Raw genomic sequence first — 17,239 nt, forward strand, 5'->3', positions numbered from 1 at the left:
CCCCCGAGCACCGGAGCGTATTCAGTGCGGACCCTTCTGATCGACAACCACGACTCGTACACCTACAACCTGTTCCACCTCGTCGCGAGCGTGAACGGGGAAGACCCCCTCGTGCTCAGCAACGACGATCCGGAGCTCGCCAGGTTGTCGTTCGGCGAGGTGGACAACGTGGTGATCTCCCCAGGTCCCGGTCGACCCGGCCGGTCCAGGGACCTCGCCGGGTCGACCAGGTTCCTGGACCAGGACGTGCTGCCGGTGCTCGGCGTGTGCCTCGGCCACCAGGGGCTCGGGTTCCAGGCGGGTGCGCGGGTCGCGTTGGCACCACAGGCCCGGCACGGCCACCCGACGGCGGTCACGCACGTCGGCAGCGACCTGTTCGAGGGCATTCCGCAGGGGTTCACGGCGGTGCGCTACCACTCGTTGTACCTGCCCGAACCGCTGCCGCCCGGCCTGGAGGCCACCGCGTGGGCGGAGGACGGCGTGCTGATGGCGCTGCGGCACCGGACCCGGCCGCAGTGGGGAGTGCAGTTCCACCCAGAGTCGATCCTCACCGAGTGGGGCACCCGGCTGCTGGCCAACTTCCGCGAACTCTCCGCAGCAGCGCGACCGTCCGTCACCATAAGCAGAAAACCCTTGGCGGACAACGAGATCGTGACACGGAGCCGCCAGACCGGCCATCGGCTGCACACCGCCGTCCACCACGGCATCGTCGATCCCGAGCAGGTGTTCGCGGAGCTGCACTCCGCGTCGGAGCGGGCGTTCTGGCTCGACGGCGCCGGTGCGGGCGAGCGCGGGGCGCGGTTCTCCTACCTGGGCGACGACACCGGTCCGCTCGCCGAGTACTGCAGCTACGACGTGCGGGCGGGCGTGGTGACCGTGGAACGCGCGGGCCGGCCGCCGGCCAGACTGCGCGACGACATCTTCGCCTACCTCCGGCAAGGTCTGGCCGACCGCGCACATCCCGAGCCGGACCTGCCGTTCGACTTCACCTGCGGCTGGGTCGGGTACTTCGGCTACGAGCTCAAGGCTTCGCTCGGTGGCCGGGCCGCCCACCGCAGCAACACTCCGGACGCGGCCTGGCTGTTCGCCGACCGTGTGATCGTCATCGACCACCAGGAACACACGGCACATCTGTTGTGTCTGGCCGAGGACACGCGCTCGGCCCACGACGAGGCCGCCGGTTGGCTCGACGCCACGCTCGCCTTCCTCGCCTCGCTGTCCTCGCACGAGGCGCCGCCCGTCCGGTCGTGGCCGCAGGAGGACGACGCTGTGGAGATCACCGAACGGTGGCTGCTGCGCTCGTCCGACGACTACCGCGCGGATGTCGAGTCCTGCCAGGAACAACTGCGCGCGGGCGAGAGCTACGAGATCTGCCTGACCACCGCGGTCGAACTGCCCGCGACGTGCGCGTCCGCCGACTACTACCGGGTGCTGCGTCGGGTCAACCCTGCGCCGTACTCCGCCTACCTGCGCTTCGGCGAGGTCGACGTGGCCAGTTCGTCGCCGGAGCGGTTCCTCCGGGTCGGCGCCGACGGTGTCGTGCAGGCCGAGCCGATCAAGGGCACGGCCGCCCGCGGCACGACCCCCGAAGAGGACGCCGCCCTGCGCGACGGGCTGGCCTCGGACCCGAAGACGCGCGCCGAGAACCTGATGATCGTCGACCTGCTGCGCAACGACCTGGGGCGCGTGTGCGAGGTCGGCACCGTGGAAGTGCCGGAGCTGATGGGCACTCGCACGTACCGAACCGTGCACCAGCTCGTGTCGACGGTGCGGGGCGCGCTGAGGCCGGAACTCGACGCGCTGGACTGCGTGCAGGCGTGTTTCCCCGGCGGATCGATGACCGGAGCGCCCAAGGAACGCACGATGGAGATCATCGACGAGCTGGAGCCGGGCGCGCGCGGCGTGTACTCCGGTGCACTGGGGTTCTTGAGCTGCAACGGATCCGCTGACCTGAGCATCGTCATCCGGACCGCGGTGTTCGCCGCCGGACGGGTGCGGATCGGTGCCGGCGGCGCGGTCGTGCTGGACTCCGACCCGGACGGCGAGTACCAGGAGATGCTGCTCAAGCTGGCCGCGCCGATGCGGGCGTACTGGAGCTCGGGTGCGCACCGCCCGGCCGCTGTGCTGTCCGCCGAACCGCGCGTACATCGGCGAGGCCGGCACGCGCGTCGCCGTCGGCGCACCGCCGTGATCGGTGCGGAGGTCGAGGCGGGATGATGAGCCGAGCCCACAACGCGGCCCTCGCACTGGCGACGCACGCCGACCGGGCCGGCTGGTCGTCCCGCCCCGCCTACTTCGTGGGCGACGAGGTGTGGACGCACGGCCAGATCCACGACCTCGCCGCAAGGGCCGCAGGCGTGCTGCACGACCGCGGCATCACCAGGGGTGACCACGTGCTGCTCGCCGCGCCGGACGGTGCCGCGTGGGTCGTCGCGTTCCTGGCGATCACGCGGCTGGGTGCGGTGGCCGTCCTGGTGAACCCGGAGCTCACGGCGGCCGACCACCGGCTCCTGCTCGCGGACAGCGTCGCCCGCACCTGTGTGACGGACGCGGCGCTGGAGGAACACTTCGCCGGCCACGACTGGATGGACGTCGAACACCTGCTGGATCTGGCCTGGACGACCGCGGCCGGACCTGCCGCCAACGTCACCCCGGCGAGCCCGCTCTACATCCAGTACACGTCGGGCACCACGGGCAACCCGAAAGGTGCCGTCCACACGCACAAGGATCTCGCCTTGTACGGCACGTCGGTCGGACGTGACGTCCTGCGCATCGGCCTCGGCGACGTCGCGCTTTCGGTGTCGAAGATGTTCTGGGCGTACGGGTTCGGCAACGCGTTGGTGTTCCCGTTGCACTCCGGTTCCTCCGCGGTCCTCACGCCGCACCGGCCCGGTGCTGCGGAGATCGTCGACCTGGTCGCCCGGCACCGGGTGAACCTGCTGTACTCCGTGCCCTCCTCCTATGCGGCCCTGGCGAACACCAACAAAGCGTTGTCGTCCTTGAGAGCCGCTGTGTCCGCCGGCGAACCGATGCCGGAACCGCTCGGCGAACTGCTGCGCGACGACCTCAACCTCGAGGTGCTGGAACAGATCGGATCGACCGAGGCCGGACATGCGTTCTGCGCCAACGGGATCGGCCACAACACCCCCGGCACGCTCGGCCGGCCCGTACCCGGCTGGGAAGTGCAGGTGCGTGACGCGCACGGCCTGCCGGCGCAGGAGGGCGAACTGTGGGTGCAGGGCCCGACGCTGTTCTCCCACTACCACAACCAGCCCGACCTCACCCGGCGCACGCTCGTCGACGGCTGGCTGACGACCCACGACCGGGTGCGGCAGAACCCCGACGGCACGCTGAGCCATCTCGGCCGGACCGACGACATGGAGATGGTCGGCGGGATCTCCCTCTCCCCGCTGGAGATCGAGCGCGTGCTGGCCGCGCATCCACTGGTGCGCGAGGCCGCCGTCGCCGCGGTGCTCGACCAGCACGCGTCCCGGCTGCGGGCGTTCGTCGTGCCCGCACAGCACTCGCCGGGGCTGGAGGACGAACTGATCACCTGGACCAGGTCCCGGCTGCCCGCTTTCAAGGTCCCGCGCACCGTGCGGCTCGTGCGGCAGCTGCCGAGGACCGCCACCGGCAAGTTGCGCCGCCACGTCGTGCGCACCGGATCCTGGTAACCGAAGGAGTTTCCCAAGTGCAGCAAAAACTGTTCGGCGCCAGCGGTTTCTACATCGGCCAGATGTTCCGCGAGGCCGCGATGCGCCACGGTGCCGTACCGGTCGTCCTGGACCGTCCGCTGGACGTGGCTCCCGACACCGGCCTGCAGCACAGCTACCGCTCACTCGCCGACCTGGTCGACCGGCTCGCGGACCAGCTGTGGTCCGCCGGGGTCAGGCCCGCGAGTCACGTCGCGATCCACAAGCGCGACAACGTGGACATCGCGTTGCTCGGCTGTGCCGCGTCCCGCATCGGCGCCGTGCCCGTCCTGCTCTCCCCCGGCCTGGACGCCACCGCGGCCTCGATCCTGCTCGGCCGGCTCGACCGGCCGCTGCTGGTGACGGACGAGGCGACCTTGGAACGGCTCGCCGCGCACACCGACATCGCGAAGCTCACCAGCAAGCGCGTCCTCGTCAGCGGAGTCTTTCCCGGTGCCGTCGCGCTCAGCGGCCTGGAGGTGACCGGACGCGCCAAGCTGGTCCGGCTGCACCCCGACGAGCCCGCGATGATCACGCACAGCTCGGGCACGACCGACGTGCCCAAGCTGGCCGTGCACTGCGCCCGCGCGTTGTGGAACCGGTTGGTGCCGCAGAAGGTCATGGCTCTGCCCGTGCGCGGGGAGACGGCGGCCTTCTGCATGTCGTTCGTCCACTCGCGCTTCTACCACGCGCTCGGCACGTTCCTGTCCGGCGGCAGCCGCCTGCTCCTGCTCACCGACCACGACCCCGCGTCGGTCGGCCCGTTGCTGGCCCGGTGGCAGCCGGGCGTGGTGGAGACGCACCCCAACACGTTCGTGCTGTGGGAAGACCTCGCGGACGCCCCTGGTGCACCGTTGAAGAACGTCCGCTGCTTCGGCAGCACCTTCGACGCCATCCACCCGCGCACCGTGCAGCGGTTGCTTGCCGCGTCACACCGACGCGGCAAGTACCTCATGCAGCTCTACGGACAGAGCGAGACCGGACCGGTGGCCGTGCGCATGTTCACCGAACGTGGTGCGGCACGCGGCAACGGACGCCTGGTGGGCATCGGCATCCCCGGCTTCACCAAGGTCAGGATCACCAACGACGCCGGCACCCCGGTGCCGCGCGGCACGGTCGGGCACATCGAGGCACGCACCCGCGGGCGGATCGTCACCTACCAGGGCGCTCAGGACCGGTACGACGCACAGCTCAACGGCACCTGGTGGCGCATGGGCGACATGGGCACCCGCAGCTGGTGGGGCGGCCTGCACCTGATCGACCGCGAGATCGACCAGATCGACGACGTGGACAGCAACCTCCGGATCGAGGACGTGCTGATGTCCCGGCTCGACGAGCTGCGCGAGATCGTCGTGGTGCCCGGCGCGGACGGCGTCGCGGTGCCCGTGATCTGCACCCGCAGCGGCGCGCCGCTGGAACCGGCACGCTGGCGGCGTGCAACGGCTGACCTGCCCGCCATGGACGCACCGCGGCAATGGGCGTTCGACGACCTGCCCAGGACGTCCACGTGGAAGATCAAGCGAGTTGCGCTCGCGCAGCTGATCGCCACCGGTGACCGCGCGGTGGCCCGTGGCTGACGAGGCACCGGTGATCGTCGTGGGGGCCGGGCCGGTCGGGCTCTGCGCCGCGCTGGCCCTGCGCGCTCACCGGGTGCCCGTCGTCCTGCTCGAAGCCGACCCCGCCGACCGGCAGCGCACCGGCAGCCGAGCTCTCTACGTGCACGGGAAGTCGTTGGCGCTGCTGGAATCCATCAGCCGGGGACTGGGCGCGGAGCTCGCGGCGCGGGGCGTGCTCTGGAACGTCCGCCGCACCCTGTACCGCGGGCGGCAGGTGTACGCGCGGGAGTTCCCGCCGCACGACCCCGCTCGCGGCCTGCCCCCGTTCACCAGCCTGCGGCAAAGCGAGACCGAGCGCATCCTGTTGCACGCCTGCGAAAGCGCGGGCGTCGAGGTGCGGTGGAACCACCCCGTCACCGAGATCGTCGCGCACTCCGCCGGCGTCACCGTGGCCACGGCTGATGGCACGACCTGGTCTGGAAGTCACGTCGTGGGAGCCGACGGCGCCAGGTCGACCGTGCGCAAGTGCACGGGTTCCACTTTGGACGGATCGGCCGCAGAAGGGTTCCACGTGGTCGTCGACATCGCCGACGCCCCGGACCTGGAGCGGGTGATGCACTACGAGCATCCCGCCGCGGGCGGTCGCAGCGTGCTCCTCGTGCCTTACGCGGGCGGCTTCCAGGTCGACGTGCAGAGCCGGGCAGGAGACGCACCGGAGGGCTTCGCAGCACCGGAAGAGGTGTGCCGGTGGCTGCCCGCGTTGATCGGACCGACGCCGTCCGAGCGCATCACGGCGATCTCCGTCTACCGGTTCCTGCAGCTGATCGCCGACGACTTCACCGACCCGCACCACCGGGTTCTGCTCGTGGGCGAGGCAGCGCACCTGTTCCCGCCCTTCGGCGCCCGTGGCATGAACAGCGGCTTCGCCGACGCCCAGGCCGCAGCGGAGGCCATCGCCGTCGGACGCGGGGCGCCCGTGGCCAACGCCGAGGCCGTCACCCGGTTCGCCACGGCGAGACGAGCGGCGGCACAGGTCAACAGCGCTGCTGCGGGCGCGGCCCTGCGGCACCTGCGGCCACCCAGCACGGCGGCCCGGCTGCGACGCGGCGCGGCGGCCCGGCTGGCACCCGTGGTTCCCCGGTTCGGCGAGTGGCTGGAACACGCGCCTTACGGGCCACGCGCCGTGGTGAGGCACTGAATGGCGGGCGAGCTGCTGGTGGCCGACTCCTGGCTGGTGCTGGACGGATCGGTGCGGTCGCTGGACCGGCACATCCGCAGGTTCACCGAGTCCTGTCTGGAGGTCGGCGGCGTGACACCGCTGGAGCTCGACCGGTTCTGGCGCGAGACGATCTCCGCCCTGCCCCGCACGGGCGCGTGGTTCCCGCGGGTCGAGCTCGCGGGCGATCCGCCGTCGTTGCGACTGCAGATCCGTCCGGCACCCCCACGCGGCGAACACGTGCGCGTGTGGGTGCCGGACGCGCCTGATCACCGGCGCAGTCCGGCGCGCAAGGGGCCGGACCTCGAGGCGCTGGGCCGGTTGCGGGCCGAGGCGGAACGGCACGACGCTCAGGAAGCGCTGCTGCGGACCGCGGACGGCATCGTGGTCGAAGCCGCGAGCTCGTCGGTGCTGTGGTGGGAGGACGACGTCCTGTGCGCACCGCCGGAGGAGATTCCCGCACTGCCGGGCACGACCGCCGGGCTGGTGCTGGACCTCGCCACCGCACGGGGCATCCCGATCGCGCGAGGTGCCCGCCGGGTCGACGAGCTGGCCGGCCGGGAGGTGTGGCTGCTCAACGCTTTGCACGGCATCCGCCTGGTCACCGGTTTGGCTGGACCCGGCGTCACTTCACGCAGCGGCGTCGGCCTGGTCACGAGTGTGACCGAATCCGGCGTCGCCCTGGGCAGCGGCAGGCACTTCGCGGTGTGGCGGGAGCGGGTCGAACGGCTGCGCACACCGCTCGACCCGCTCGCCAAGTCAGCCGGCCTTCGGTGACGGGGGCACCATGCGGGTGCTCACCGCGATGCGGTTGTAGGCGTTGATGACGGTGCAGACCCAGATGAGCGCGGCGGTCCCGTCCTCGCCGAACTCCGCGACGGCGGCCCGGTACACCTCGTCCGGCACCCGGCCGTCGTGCACGAACGTGATCGCCTCCGCCAGTGCGAACGCGGCCTTCTCCCGCTGGTCGAACAGCGCGGACGCGGGCCAGGCGAACAGCGCGTCGAGCCGTTGCGCCGACTCGCCGCCGGACCGCGCGTCGCGGGCGTGGAGGTCCATGCAGAACTCGCACCCGTTGATCTGTGAGACGCGCAGCCGCAGCAGCTCCAGCAGTGGGGCGGGCAACCCGGCCCGCGCCGCGTTGTCCGCCGCGGCGACGTGCAGCGCCCGCATCGCGGCGGACACGTCCGGGGTGACCGACTTCAGGTTCACCCTCGGCTCGCTAGTGATGGTCGACATGCGTCCACACTAGCCGACTTTCGAGCGCTTTTCGTTGCCGCACAACAGAATTCCGCGTTGTTTCCATTGTGGACACAGCGCTCGCGGTGCTGCGCGGAAACCGGGCTGACGAGGCTCGTGGCGGAACGGCGCGGTAGCGGGCTCGGCGCACACCGCCTCGGCCGCGCCGTTCGAGTCCTGCAGGTACTACACCTTCGCCCGGTACTCGGTCCAGCCGGTCACCGCACGTCCGTTGACCGAGTCGGGGCCGATCGAGCTCGGGGGACTCCAGCTTCGCCACGCCGCCGGCACCATGCCGAGCACCACTCCCCTGGCCCGAGCGCGGAGACCTCGACCTGCACGACCGGGGTCGGGCCGATCTGCACCTGGAACTCGGCGTTCGTCCGCTTGTTCACGTCGAACACGTGGCAGTGCAGTCCACTGCAGACGTCGTTCGGGTTCGACATGAACCCCCACGTGCACAACGGGAAGAGCGGCTGGTCGAACTTCTCGACGACTGGGCTCAGGTCGATGTCGAGCTGGGCGTGCACGTCCGGCGCGACCATGCTGAAGCGGTCGAACGAGCCCTCGACACCGAGCGACTGTCGCGGACGCCGGCCGCCCCCAACCTCACAGCCGCCAGACGACCCCACCCGTGACGGCGCCGAGCTTGTCCGGGTTGGCGACGTTGTGGATGGCGGCGATGTGGCCGGTGTCGTCGAGGTCGAGTGTGAGGGTGGCGATCACCCGCCCCGCGCCGGCGAACACGACGCCCACGCCGCCGTTGAGCTCCACCAGTTCGACGCTCATGTCGGCGATCTCGACGCCCTGATAGGGCCGGGTGCCGATGGCCGCGAACCAGGTGGCCACCTTGTCCGCGCCGATGATCGGGCGCATGGCCTGGCGCACCTTGCCCCCACCGTCGGTCCACAGCGTCACGTCCGGCGCGAGCAACTGCATCAGGGTGTTGATGTCACCGCCGGTCGCCGCCGCGAAGAACCGTTCGGTGACCTCGCGCTGCCGCGTGCGGTCGGCGTGGAAGCGCGGCCGCCGGGCCTGCACGTGCTCGCGGGCGCGGTGGGCCGCCTGACGCACCGACGCCTCGGAACGTTCCACCGCGTCGGCGATTTCGCCGTAGCTGAAGCCGAACGCCTCCTTCAGGACGAACACCGCGCGCTCGAGCGGGCTCAAGGTTTCCAGCACCACGAGCACCGCCATCGACACCGAGTCCAGCGAGTCCACAGTGGACGCACTGGACTCGGCGGTGCCGAGGCTGGTCAGGATCGGCTCCGGCAACCACGGGCCGACGTAGGTCTCCCGCCGGACCTGGGCTGAGCGCAACCGGTCCATCGCCACGTTCGACACGATCCGCACCAGGTACGCCTTGGGGTCGGCCACCTGCGAGCGGTCGGCCGCCGACCACTTCAACCAGGCGTCCTGCACCGCGTCCTCGGCGTCGGCCGCGGTGCCGAGAATCCGGTAGGCCACCGAGAACAGCAGGTTGCGGTACTCGCCGAAGACCTCGCTCATCGGGTGAACCGGCCGCCACGCGGCCAGACCGAGCCCATGCGGGGCATCGTCAACAGCCTGCGGTAGGTCGGCCACGGCGAGGAAGTCACCGTTTCCTTGTACCAGACCGCCTTGCGACCGGTCAGGAGAAACGGCCTTGGGCTGCTGTCCGGCTTGGTGAACTGCACCACCGCGTCGTGCCGGCCCAGGCTGACCGGGGTGTGGTAGTAGCCGAACCGGAACGGCTTGGGCTGCTTGCCGCGCAGCTCGCGGGTGATCGACACCGCGGCGTGCACACCGGTGGGCATGCCGCTCTGGCAGGTGCCGTGCATGGCGCCGTAGCCCTGCTGGATCAAGGCCGCGTCGCCGACCGCGTAGATCTCCGGGTGGGACACCGACCGCAACGTGGCATCGGTGACGATGCGGCCGTGGTCGTCGACCTCCAGACCGGCCGCGGCCGCGAGGGGCGACACCCGCACCCCGCTGGTCCACAGCACGACGTCGGCCGCCACACTCTCCCCGCCCTCCAGCTCGACGGAGTCCGGCAGCACCTTGCTGATCTCGACACCACTGCGCACCTGAACGCCGAGGCGTTGCAACGAAGCCTCCAGGTACGTCTTGGCCTTCGGTCCCATCGTGGCACCGGGCTCCTGCCTGCCGAGCAGCACGACCTCCAGCTCCGGGTGCTGTTCGGCGATCTCGGCCGCCGCCTCCACACCGGTCAGCCCGCTGCCGCACACGGCGACCGCGCGGGTGCCCTGGCCGGCCAGGCGCAGCGCCAGCAGCTCGGCGTCGTGGCTGCTGTTGAGGGTGTAGGCGTGGTCGTCGACGCCGGCGACCGTCGCCGTGTCAGCCACGCCGCCCAAGGCGTAGACCAGCGTGTCGTACGCCAGCACCTGTTCGTCGTCGACGCGGACGGTGCGCGCGGCCGCGTCGATGCCGGTGACCCAGCCGCACACGAACTCCACACCGGTGCCCGCCAGCAGCTCCGGGACGCGCAGGTCGGCGACCTGCTGCCCGGACGCGGTCTGGTGCAACCGCAGCCGCTCGGTGAACCGCTCGGTCGCGTTGACGAGAGTGATTTGCACGTCCTGCCGGCGCTTGGTGCGCGCCGCCGTGATCACCGCGGTCATCACGCCCGCATATCCCGCGCCGAGAATCACGATCCTGTGCACCGTCGTTGTCCCTTCTTCGACCTGATGACGACCACGTGACGGGCCTCGGGCACACGAAGGTGACATCGCGTGATGGGCGTCACAGCGCGATGAGGCGGAGGATCGACGGCAGAGGCCTACGACCGATCGGAGGTGGCCGGCGGTGGGTGACGACTGGGTGTTCGGCTTCGGGTCCAACTCGTGGGAGGACCTCGTCGGAAAGCTGTTCGGCGGCCTGGGCCAGACCCAGTCGGCGACGCGGCGGACCGACCACTTCGGGCGCGACCTCACCGCAGCGGCCAGGGACGGCCTGCTCGACCCGGTGATCGGCCGGGAGGAGGTGATCGACGAGGTCCTCGAGGTGTTGTCGCGGCGCACCAAGAACAACCCCGTCCTGATCGGTGATCCGGGCGTGGGCAAGACCGCGATCGTCGAAGGCATCGCGGCGCGGATCGCGAGCGACGACGTGCCCGCCACGTTGCGCGGCAGGCGGCTGGTCTCGCTGGACCTCGCGGGCATGGTCGCCGGGGCGAAGTACCGGGGCGAGTTCGAGGAACGGCTGCAGAGCGTCGTCGAGGAGGTGGCCGCGACGAACCGGATGGTGGTCCTGTTCATCGACGAGCTGCACACCCTGGTCGGCGCGGGCAGTGCCGAGGGCGCGCCGATGGACGCCGCGAACATGCTCAAACCCGCGCTCGCCACCGGACGGATCCAGGTCATCGGCGCCACCACGGTCGAGGACTACCGGCGGCACGTCGCGAAGGACGCCGCGCTGGAGCGGCGGTTCCAGCCGATCCTGGTCGCCGAACCGTCGGCGGACGAGGCGATCGCCATCCTGCGCGGCCTGCGCGCCCGGTACGAGAAGCACCACGGCGTGCGGATCACCGACGAGGCGATCGTGTCCGCCGTCGAGCTGTCGGCCCGCTACGTCACCGACCGCTTCCTGCCGGACAAGGCCGTCGACCTGGTGGACCGCGCGGGCGCACGCGTGCGGTTGCGCGAGAAGTCCCCGATGCCACCGGATCCCGCGCAGCTCGAGCAGCGGGTGTGGCGGCTGAAACGGGACCGGGCCACCGCGCTGGGCGAGGACGCGGCTTTTCTCGACGACGAGCTGGAGCAGGCGGTCGCCGAACTGGAGGCCGCGCGCGTCGCGCTGGCCAACGCACCCGAGGTCGGGCCGAACGACGTCGCCGAGGTCGTGTCGCGCAGCACCGGCATCCCGGTCGCCCAGCTCACCGAGGCCGAGCGGCACCGGTTGCTGCACCTGGAAGACCATCTGCACCAACGGATCGTGGGCCAGGACGAGGCCGTCGAAGCCGTCGCCGACGCGGTCCGCCAGGGCCGGGCGGGCCTCAAGCACCCGCACCGCCCCGTCGGCTCGTTCCTGTTCCTCGGCCCGACCGGGGTGGGCAAGACCGAGGTCGCCCGCGCGCTGGCCGAGGCGCTCTTCGGTTCGCCGGACCGGCTGATCCGGTTCGACATGAGCGAGTTCTCCCAGCAGCACACGGTCACGCGGCTGGTCGGCGCGCCACCGGGGTACGTCGGCTACGAGGACGCCGGCCAGCTCACCGGCGCGGTCCGGCGCGTGCCGTACTCGGTGCTGCTGCTGGACGAGATCGAGAAGGCGCACACCGACGTCTTCAACACCCTGCTGCAGGTGCTCGACGCGGGCCGGCTCACCGACTCCCAGGGACGCACCGCCGACTTCGCCAACACCGTGATCATCATGACCAGCAACATCGGCGCCGACCAGCTGCTCGCCGCGGCCACCTCGGGCGTGCCGGTCGAACAGCTGCGGGAGCCGCTGATGGCCACGGTCCGCCGGTACTTCCGGCCGGAGTTCCTCAACCGCCTCGACGAGATCATCCTGTTCCGCGGGCTGACCTCCGAACAGCTGCGGCAGATCACCGCGCTGTTGCTCGAACGCACCCGCCAACGGCTGCGTGAGCAGGACATCACGCTGGAGGTGGACGAGCAGGCCGTCGACTGGCTCGCGTCGCGCGGTTACGTGCCCGAGTACGGGGCCCGGCCGTTGCGCCGCACCATCGCTCGCGAGCTCGACCGGCGGCTGTCACGTGCGTTGCTGGCCGGTGAGCTGCGCAGCGGGCAGCACGCCGTCGTCACGGTCACCGACTCAGGACTGGCGCTGACCGTCACCGATCAACCGTCCTGAGGTGTGCACGAGTTCCTGGAGCACGGCGCGGGCTGGGATCGACGGCCTCCCGAGCAGCCGTTCCAGCGCCGGATCGGTCACCGCGAACTGACCGGCACGCGCCGCCCGGAACATGCCGAGCGTGAACTCGGCCGCCGCCTCCGGCATGCCCGCGGCGGTGACCGATGCCTTCCACTCCTCGTCGGCCACGACGACACGTGTGATCGTCCGCCCGGTGAGTTCGCTCAAAATCCCTGCCACATCAGCGAAATCGAGCATCTCAGCGGCGGTCAGCGGCGGTGTCACGCCGTCGAGCGCGCCGGGACGGGTCAGGGCGAGCACGTCGGCCGCCACGAGGTCGGCGTGCGCGGTCCACGAGACCGGGCCGTCCTCCGGGAGCCGGAGCTCGCCGGTGCGCAGGGCGGCCGGCACGTAGTGCTCGAAGGTGCTCGCGTAGAAGCCGTGCCGCAGCGCCGTGTACGCGATGCCCTGCTGGGCGAGGTGCTGCTCGGTCGCCGCGTGCTGCCGGCCGGGAGCGAACAGCGAGTCGGGCGAGGCCACCTGGTGGCTGGTGTAGAGCACGCGCGCGGCGCCTGCTCGGACGGCGGCGTCGATCGCGGCCCGGTTGGCTCCGGCGGCCTGTGGTCCGCGGATCGCCGCCGACACGACGAGCACCTGGTCGGCGCCCTCGAAGGCGTGGTCCAGCGACGCCGGGTCGGTGAAGTCGCCAGCGCGGACGCGAACGCCACGAGCGGCGAACACCGCTGCCTTGGCCGGGTCGCGCACGCTGACGCCCGCGGTCTCAGCGGGAACGTGGGCGAGCAACTGCTCGACGATCTGCTGACCGAGCCTGCCGGTCGCTCCGGTAACGATGATCATGGCTTCCTCCAGCGCGAATCAGTGGTTCACCAAAACGCTACCACTGATTCGAATCGGCGATATCAAGATCCTGATACCATCGATCCATGACGGAGTCGGACACAAAGTCCAGGATCGTCGCCGCCGCAGCTCATCTGCTGCGCACCAGTGGTGCCCGCGCGGTGACGACCCGCGCGGTCGCCCAGGAGGCCGGCGTGCCTCCGCCGACGATCTTCCGGCTGTTCGGCGACAAGGACGGGCTGCTGGAGGCGGTCGCGGAGCTGGTGCTGGCCGACTACGTCGCGACCAAGGCGGCCACGGCGGCAGGCGAGAACGGCGACCCCGTTCAGGACCTGTGCGCCGCCTGGCGCGAGCACATCGCCTTCAACGTCGCCAACCCGGACGTGTTCCTGCTCCTCGTCAACCCGACACGGCTGCAGCGCTCCTCTGCCACCGGCACCGGCGTCGAGGTGCTGCAGCGCCGGGTCGCCCGGATCGCGGCCGCGGGGCTGTTGAAAGTCTCGGAGACGCGGGCGGTCGACATGATCCAGGCGGCCGGCAGCGGCGCCGTGCTCACGCTGCTCAGCCAGCCGGCGGAGCAGCGCGATCCGGAACTGGCCGAGGTGCTGCTGGACGCGGTTCTCGACCAGATCCTCACGACCACGCCGGCACCACCCGACTCCGAGCCCGTCGCGCTCGCGGTGGCGGTCCGGGCGGCACTTCCCCGTTTTCCGGCGCTCAGCGACGCGGAACGAACCTTGCTGTCCGAGTGGCTGACCCGCACGATCGGCGAACTCACTGCGAGCGCCAGCGATGCACCTCCAGAGCCACCCCGACGTGCATGAGGTTCTGCTCCAACGGCCGTGGCAACAACTTCGACGCACGGGCCAGACGGCGCAACAGCGTGTTGCGGTGCGTGTAGAGCCGTGCTGCTGCCGTCGTCGCGTTGCAGTTCGCGGCGACGAACGCCCGCACGGCTTCGATCACCTCGGGGTCGGCCGTCGCGAGCGGGCCGAGGGTGCGCTTCACGAACCGGTCGGCCCGCTCGGCGTCCGTGGTGAGCAGCGCGACCAGCTCGACCTCCTCGTGGGTCGCGACCTGTTGCGGTGACGCCAGCCGCGCGAGCATCCGCTGGACCGTCAGCGCGTCGAGGTGGCTGCGCCGGAACCCGTCCGCGTTGCGACCGCCGGCCCCCAACGCCACCCGCACGGCCGGGAAACGCGCGACCTCAGCGCGGAGCACGACCTCGTCCGGCGAGCCGTGCACCCACACCCACCTGGTCGCGGCGCTGGCCAGCACCGTGAGCGGGCGCGGTTCCCCGGCGGCCGCCGCGAGCACGTCCGCCGCACGATCGAGGTCGCCCAACGCGTCGTCGCTCCAGACGATCGCCGCCGTGTGTTCGCCGGAGAGCCGGTAGCCGAGGCGTTCCTCCGCGCGGGACACCGTGATCGGAGCGCCGTCGAGCAGCAACGTCACCGTTTCGAGGCGTTCGGCGTGCGTGCCGCGGGTGAGCTGCTCGCGCTCGCGGGTCATCTGCACCGAGATCGCGGCCACGGTGTCGTCGACGAACGCCGCGATCGACCGGCACGACACGTCGACCAGCTCGCGCAGCTCCTCCGGGTCGGACGTCAGCGAGAACGCGATCTGCAGCCACAGCCGCAAAGCAACGCTCTCGCCGGAGCGGTACGCGTCGAGCGCCGACTCGTCGAGACCGCGGCGGATCAGGTCGCGGGCGAACGCCAGCGGTGCCTCACCCAGGTCGGCCGGCACCCGCTCCCCCGGCGCGCGGACGTTGGCCGACGCCCAGCCCAGCAGGTTCGACCGGTTCGTGCGCTTCAGGGCGGCGGTGAGCACGGGATCTTCGGCGATCTGCTGCCGGTTCGCGCCGCCGAGCGTGGCGGCGTCCAGCTCGGCCAGCCACTCGGCCGGCGGATCCAGTGCGATCTCCGCACCCTGCCGGATGAGTGTGCGCACGCGCGATGACGGACGCTCCCACGACATGGTGCATATTGCACCACAACGACGTTGAACAGGTGCACTTCGCTCTTTCGTGACCGCCGTCACCCCGGCCACTATGAGGACATGGCTGACCTCGACGTTCTCATCGTCGGCGCCGGGATCTCCGGCCTCGGCGCCGCGTACTACCTGCAGCGCGAACACCCGCGCAAGAAGTACGCGATCCTCGAGGCGCGCGGGTCGATCGGCGGCACCTGGGACCTGTTCCGCTACCCCGGCATCCGGTCGGACTCGGACCTGCACACGTTCGGCTACGAGTTCCGGCCGTGGCGCGACGAGGACTCGATCGCCGGGGCGGACAAGATCCTCGCCTACCTGCGCGACACCGCGGCGGAACACGGCATCGACCGAGCCGTTCGGTTCCACACCAAGGTGATCGCCGCCGAGTGGTCGACGCCGGACGCGCACTGGACCGTCGAGGTCGAGCAGGACGGTGCACGCGAAACGCTGACGTGCTCGTGGCTGTTCTGCGCGGGCGGCTACTACCGCTACGACGAGGGGTTCACACCGCATTTCGAGGGCAGGGAACGGTTCCGCGGCCAGATCGTGCACCCGCAGCACTGGCCGGAGGACCTCGACTACGCGGGCAAGCAGGTGCTCGTGATCGGCAGCGGCGCGACCGCGGTGACGATCGTGCCCGCCATGGCGGCGACCGCGGGCCACGTGACCATGCTGCAGCGCACCCCGACGTACGTCCTGCCGGTGCCGGCCAAGGACCCGATCGGCACCCTGCTGCGCAAGGTGCTCAGTCCTGACCGCGCGTTCGCGCTCACGCGCCGCAAGAACATCCTGCAGCAGCAACTGACCTGGCGGTTCTCCCAGCGGTTCCCGAACGCCGCCCGGCGCCTGATCCGGCGGTTCAACGCGAAGCTGCTGCCCGCCAACTACCCGGTCGACGAGCACTTCAACCCGCCGTACAACCCTTGGGACCAAAGGCTGTGCATCGTCCCGGACGGCGACCTGTTCCGCGTGATCAGCAGCGGCCGGGCGTCCGTCGTGACGGACCGGATCACGACGTTCACCGAGACCGGTGTGCGGCTGGCGTCCGGGCGCTCACTCGACGCCGACATCGTCATCACCGCGACCGGGCTCAACGTCCAGGCGTTCGGCGGGATGACGCTGACCGTCGACGGCTCACCCGTGCATCTGCCGGACACCTTGGCGTACAAGGGGATGATGCTGTCCGGTGTGCCGAACTTCGCCTACGCCATCGGGTACACGAACTCGTCGTGGACGCTCAAGGTCGGCCTGCTGTGCGAGCACTTCTGCCGGCTGCTCGCGCACATGGACGCGCACGGCTACGACACCGCCCGGCCCGTGGTCGCCGACGCCGACGCGCCGACCCGCCCGTTCCTGGACTTCGGCGCCGGCTACATCAAACGTTCCCTGGACCAGCTGCCACGCCAGGGCGAGCGGGCGCCGTGGCTCACGTCGATGAGCTACTTCAGCGACGTGAAGCTGTTGCGGCGCCTGCCCGTCGAGGACGACGAGCTGCGCTTCTCGCGCGCGGTCCCAGCACAGCCGGTCAGTTCTCAGCGGACAGAATCGCGGTGAGCAGCCCCGGATAACGCGCGTCGAGGTCGTCGCGCCGGATCGTCGCGATGCGGGCCGTGCCCTCCTTGCGCAACCGGACCACGCCGGCCTCGCGCAGCGTCCGCAGGTGATGTGTGCGGGTGGACTTGGTCACCGGCAGTTCGATCGCGCCGCACGCCACCCCGGTCCCGATCCGGTCCAGCTCCCTGACGTAGTGCAGCCGCACCGGGTCGGCGAGTGCCTGCAGCACCGCCTCGATCCTGATCTCGGCGCGCTCGGGGTGCGGCAGCTCGTCGCTCATGGTGTCCATAGTACGAGAACCATCGTAGTTCGAC

General features: G+C 70.8%; 15 protein-coding genes. 8 read left to right on the forward strand and 7 right to left on the reverse strand.

Annotated elements, in window-relative coordinates:
• Nucleotides 1-24: 24 nt before the first annotated feature.
• From pabB to DI276_RS22300, 5 genes are read left to right on the forward strand one after another with little or no spacing between them, the layout of a single operon-like run.
• Nucleotides 25-2,217, forward strand: a complete 2,193-nt coding sequence (pabB, locus tag DI276_RS22280; RefSeq protein WP_112266368.1) for an aminodeoxychorismate synthase component I — start codon at nucleotides 25-27, stop codon at nucleotides 2,215-2,217.
• Nucleotides 2,214-3,674, forward strand: coding sequence for an AMP-binding protein (locus tag DI276_RS22285; RefSeq protein ID WP_232836831.1), 1,461 nt, complete (start codon nucleotides 2,214-2,216; stop codon nucleotides 3,672-3,674). The genes pabB and DI276_RS22285 overlap by 4 nt, the downstream gene beginning before the upstream one ends.
• Before the next feature lie 17 nt (nucleotides 3,675-3,691).
• Nucleotides 3,692-5,269 carry a class I adenylate-forming enzyme family protein gene (locus tag DI276_RS22290; RefSeq protein WP_232836832.1) on the forward strand — a complete coding sequence of 526 codons (1,578 nt, stop codon included), beginning with the start codon at nucleotides 3,692-3,694 and terminating at the stop codon, nucleotides 5,267-5,269.
• Nucleotides 5,262-6,446: an FAD-dependent monooxygenase gene (locus tag DI276_RS22295; RefSeq protein ID WP_232836833.1), complete on the forward strand. Its 1,185-nt coding sequence runs from the start codon at nucleotides 5,262-5,264 to the stop codon at nucleotides 6,444-6,446. Before DI276_RS22290 ends, DI276_RS22295 begins: the two co-directional genes overlap by 8 nt.
• Entirely contained in the window at nucleotides 6,447-7,241 is a 795-nt protein-coding gene (locus tag DI276_RS22300) for an aminotransferase class IV (RefSeq protein WP_112266372.1), read from the forward strand.
• Here the strand turns inward: DI276_RS22300 and DI276_RS22305 are convergent.
• The 4 genes from DI276_RS22305 to DI276_RS22320 all read right to left on the reverse strand — a co-directional run bounded on the left by DI276_RS22305 (nucleotide 7,224) and on the right by DI276_RS22320 (nucleotide 10,366).
• Complete coding sequence (locus DI276_RS22305) at nucleotides 7,224-7,703, reverse strand: carboxymuconolactone decarboxylase family protein (RefSeq protein WP_112266374.1); 480 nt, start codon at nucleotides 7,701-7,703, stop codon at nucleotides 7,224-7,226. The genes DI276_RS22300 and DI276_RS22305 overlap by 18 nt on opposite strands.
• A gap of 218 nt (nucleotides 7,704-7,921) precedes the next feature.
• Nucleotides 7,922-8,248: a hypothetical protein gene (locus tag DI276_RS22310; RefSeq protein ID WP_157984871.1), complete on the reverse strand. Its 327-nt coding sequence runs from the start codon at nucleotides 8,246-8,248 to the stop codon at nucleotides 7,922-7,924.
• A 64-nt stretch (nucleotides 8,249-8,312) separates the two neighbouring features.
• Nucleotides 8,313-9,212, reverse strand: coding sequence for an RNA polymerase sigma-70 factor (locus DI276_RS22315; RefSeq protein ID WP_112266378.1), 900 nt, complete (start codon nucleotides 9,210-9,212; stop codon nucleotides 8,313-8,315).
• On the reverse strand, nucleotides 9,209-10,366 hold the full coding sequence (locus DI276_RS22320; protein ID WP_198680819.1) for an NAD(P)/FAD-dependent oxidoreductase: 1,158 nt from the start codon (nucleotides 10,364-10,366) through the stop codon (nucleotides 9,209-9,211). The genes DI276_RS22315 and DI276_RS22320 overlap by 4 nt, the downstream gene beginning before the upstream one ends.
• A 142-nt stretch (nucleotides 10,367-10,508) precedes the next feature.
• On the opposite strand from DI276_RS22320, the gene DI276_RS22325 reads away from it, so the two are divergent.
• Nucleotides 10,509-12,518, forward strand: a complete 2,010-nt coding sequence (locus tag DI276_RS22325; RefSeq protein WP_112266382.1) for an ATP-dependent Clp protease ATP-binding subunit — start codon at nucleotides 10,509-10,511, stop codon at nucleotides 12,516-12,518.
• Here the strand turns inward: DI276_RS22325 and DI276_RS22330 are convergent.
• Entirely contained in the window at nucleotides 12,480-13,376 is an 897-nt protein-coding gene (locus tag DI276_RS22330) for an NmrA family NAD(P)-binding protein (protein WP_112266384.1), read from the reverse strand. The two genes, DI276_RS22325 and DI276_RS22330, sit on opposite strands and share 39 nt — an antisense overlap.
• A gap of 86 nt (nucleotides 13,377-13,462) precedes the next feature.
• Between DI276_RS22330 and DI276_RS22335 the strand changes: the two genes are divergently transcribed.
• On the forward strand, nucleotides 13,463-14,200 hold the full coding sequence (locus DI276_RS22335) for a TetR/AcrR family transcriptional regulator (RefSeq protein ID WP_112266386.1): 738 nt from the start codon (nucleotides 13,463-13,465) through the stop codon (nucleotides 14,198-14,200).
• On the opposite strand, the gene DI276_RS22340 is transcribed toward DI276_RS22335, so the two are convergent.
• A complete protein-coding gene (locus DI276_RS22340) occupies nucleotides 14,151-15,329 on the reverse strand; it encodes a PucR family transcriptional regulator (RefSeq protein WP_232836834.1) in 1,179 nt (392 codons plus the stop codon). The two genes, DI276_RS22335 and DI276_RS22340, sit on opposite strands and share 50 nt — an antisense overlap.
• A 108-nt stretch (nucleotides 15,330-15,437) precedes the next feature.
• Here DI276_RS22340 and DI276_RS22345 point away from each other — a divergent pair, with 108 nt between their 5' ends.
• Nucleotides 15,438-16,925 carry a flavin-containing monooxygenase gene (locus DI276_RS22345; protein WP_112266390.1) on the forward strand — a complete coding sequence of 496 codons (1,488 nt, stop codon included), beginning with the start codon at nucleotides 15,438-15,440 and terminating at the stop codon, nucleotides 16,923-16,925.
• On the opposite strand, the gene DI276_RS22350 is transcribed toward DI276_RS22345, so the two are convergent.
• Nucleotides 16,897-17,214 carry an ArsR/SmtB family transcription factor gene (locus DI276_RS22350; protein ID WP_408610569.1) on the reverse strand — a complete coding sequence of 106 codons (318 nt, stop codon included), beginning with the start codon at nucleotides 17,212-17,214 and terminating at the stop codon, nucleotides 16,897-16,899. The two genes, DI276_RS22345 and DI276_RS22350, sit on opposite strands and share 29 nt — an antisense overlap.
• Between the last annotated feature and the right edge of the window lie 25 nt (nucleotides 17,215-17,239).

Origin of the sequence: Lentzea terrae (genome assembly GCF_003265345.1) — a bacterium.
Taxonomy (GTDB): Bacteria; Actinomycetota; Actinomycetes; order Mycobacteriales; family Pseudonocardiaceae; genus Lentzea; species Lentzea terrae.

Excerpts from the sequence above, each read along its gene's own strand:
- DI276_RS22335 (WP_112266386.1), top strand. The coding sequence starts at position 13,463 with ATGACGGAGTCGGACACAAAGTCCAGGATCGTCGCCGCCGCAGCTCAT.
- DI276_RS22285 (WP_232836831.1), top strand. The coding sequence starts at position 2,214 with ATGATGAGCCGAGCCCACAACGCGGCCCTCGCACTGGCGACGCACGCC.
- DI276_RS22315 (WP_112266378.1), bottom strand. The coding sequence starts at position 9,212 with ATGAGCGAGGTCTTCGGCGAGTACCGCAACCTGCTGTTCTCGGTGGCC.
- DI276_RS22305 (WP_112266374.1), bottom strand. The coding sequence starts at position 7,703 with ATGTCGACCATCACTAGCGAGCCGAGGGTGAACCTGAAGTCGGTCACC.
- DI276_RS22330 (WP_112266384.1), bottom strand. The coding sequence starts at position 13,376 with ATGATCATCGTTACCGGAGCGACCGGCAGGCTCGGTCAGCAGATCGTC.
- DI276_RS22350 (WP_408610569.1), bottom strand. The coding sequence starts at position 17,214 with ATGGACACCATGAGCGACGAGCTGCCGCACCCCGAGCGCGCCGAGATC.
- DI276_RS22345 (WP_112266390.1), top strand. The coding sequence starts at position 15,438 with ATGGCTGACCTCGACGTTCTCATCGTCGGCGCCGGGATCTCCGGCCTC.
- DI276_RS22300 (WP_112266372.1), top strand. The coding sequence starts at position 6,447 with ATGGCGGGCGAGCTGCTGGTGGCCGACTCCTGGCTGGTGCTGGACGGA.
- DI276_RS22310 (WP_157984871.1), bottom strand. The coding sequence starts at position 8,248 with ATGGTCGCGCCGGACGTGCACGCCCAGCTCGACATCGACCTGAGCCCA.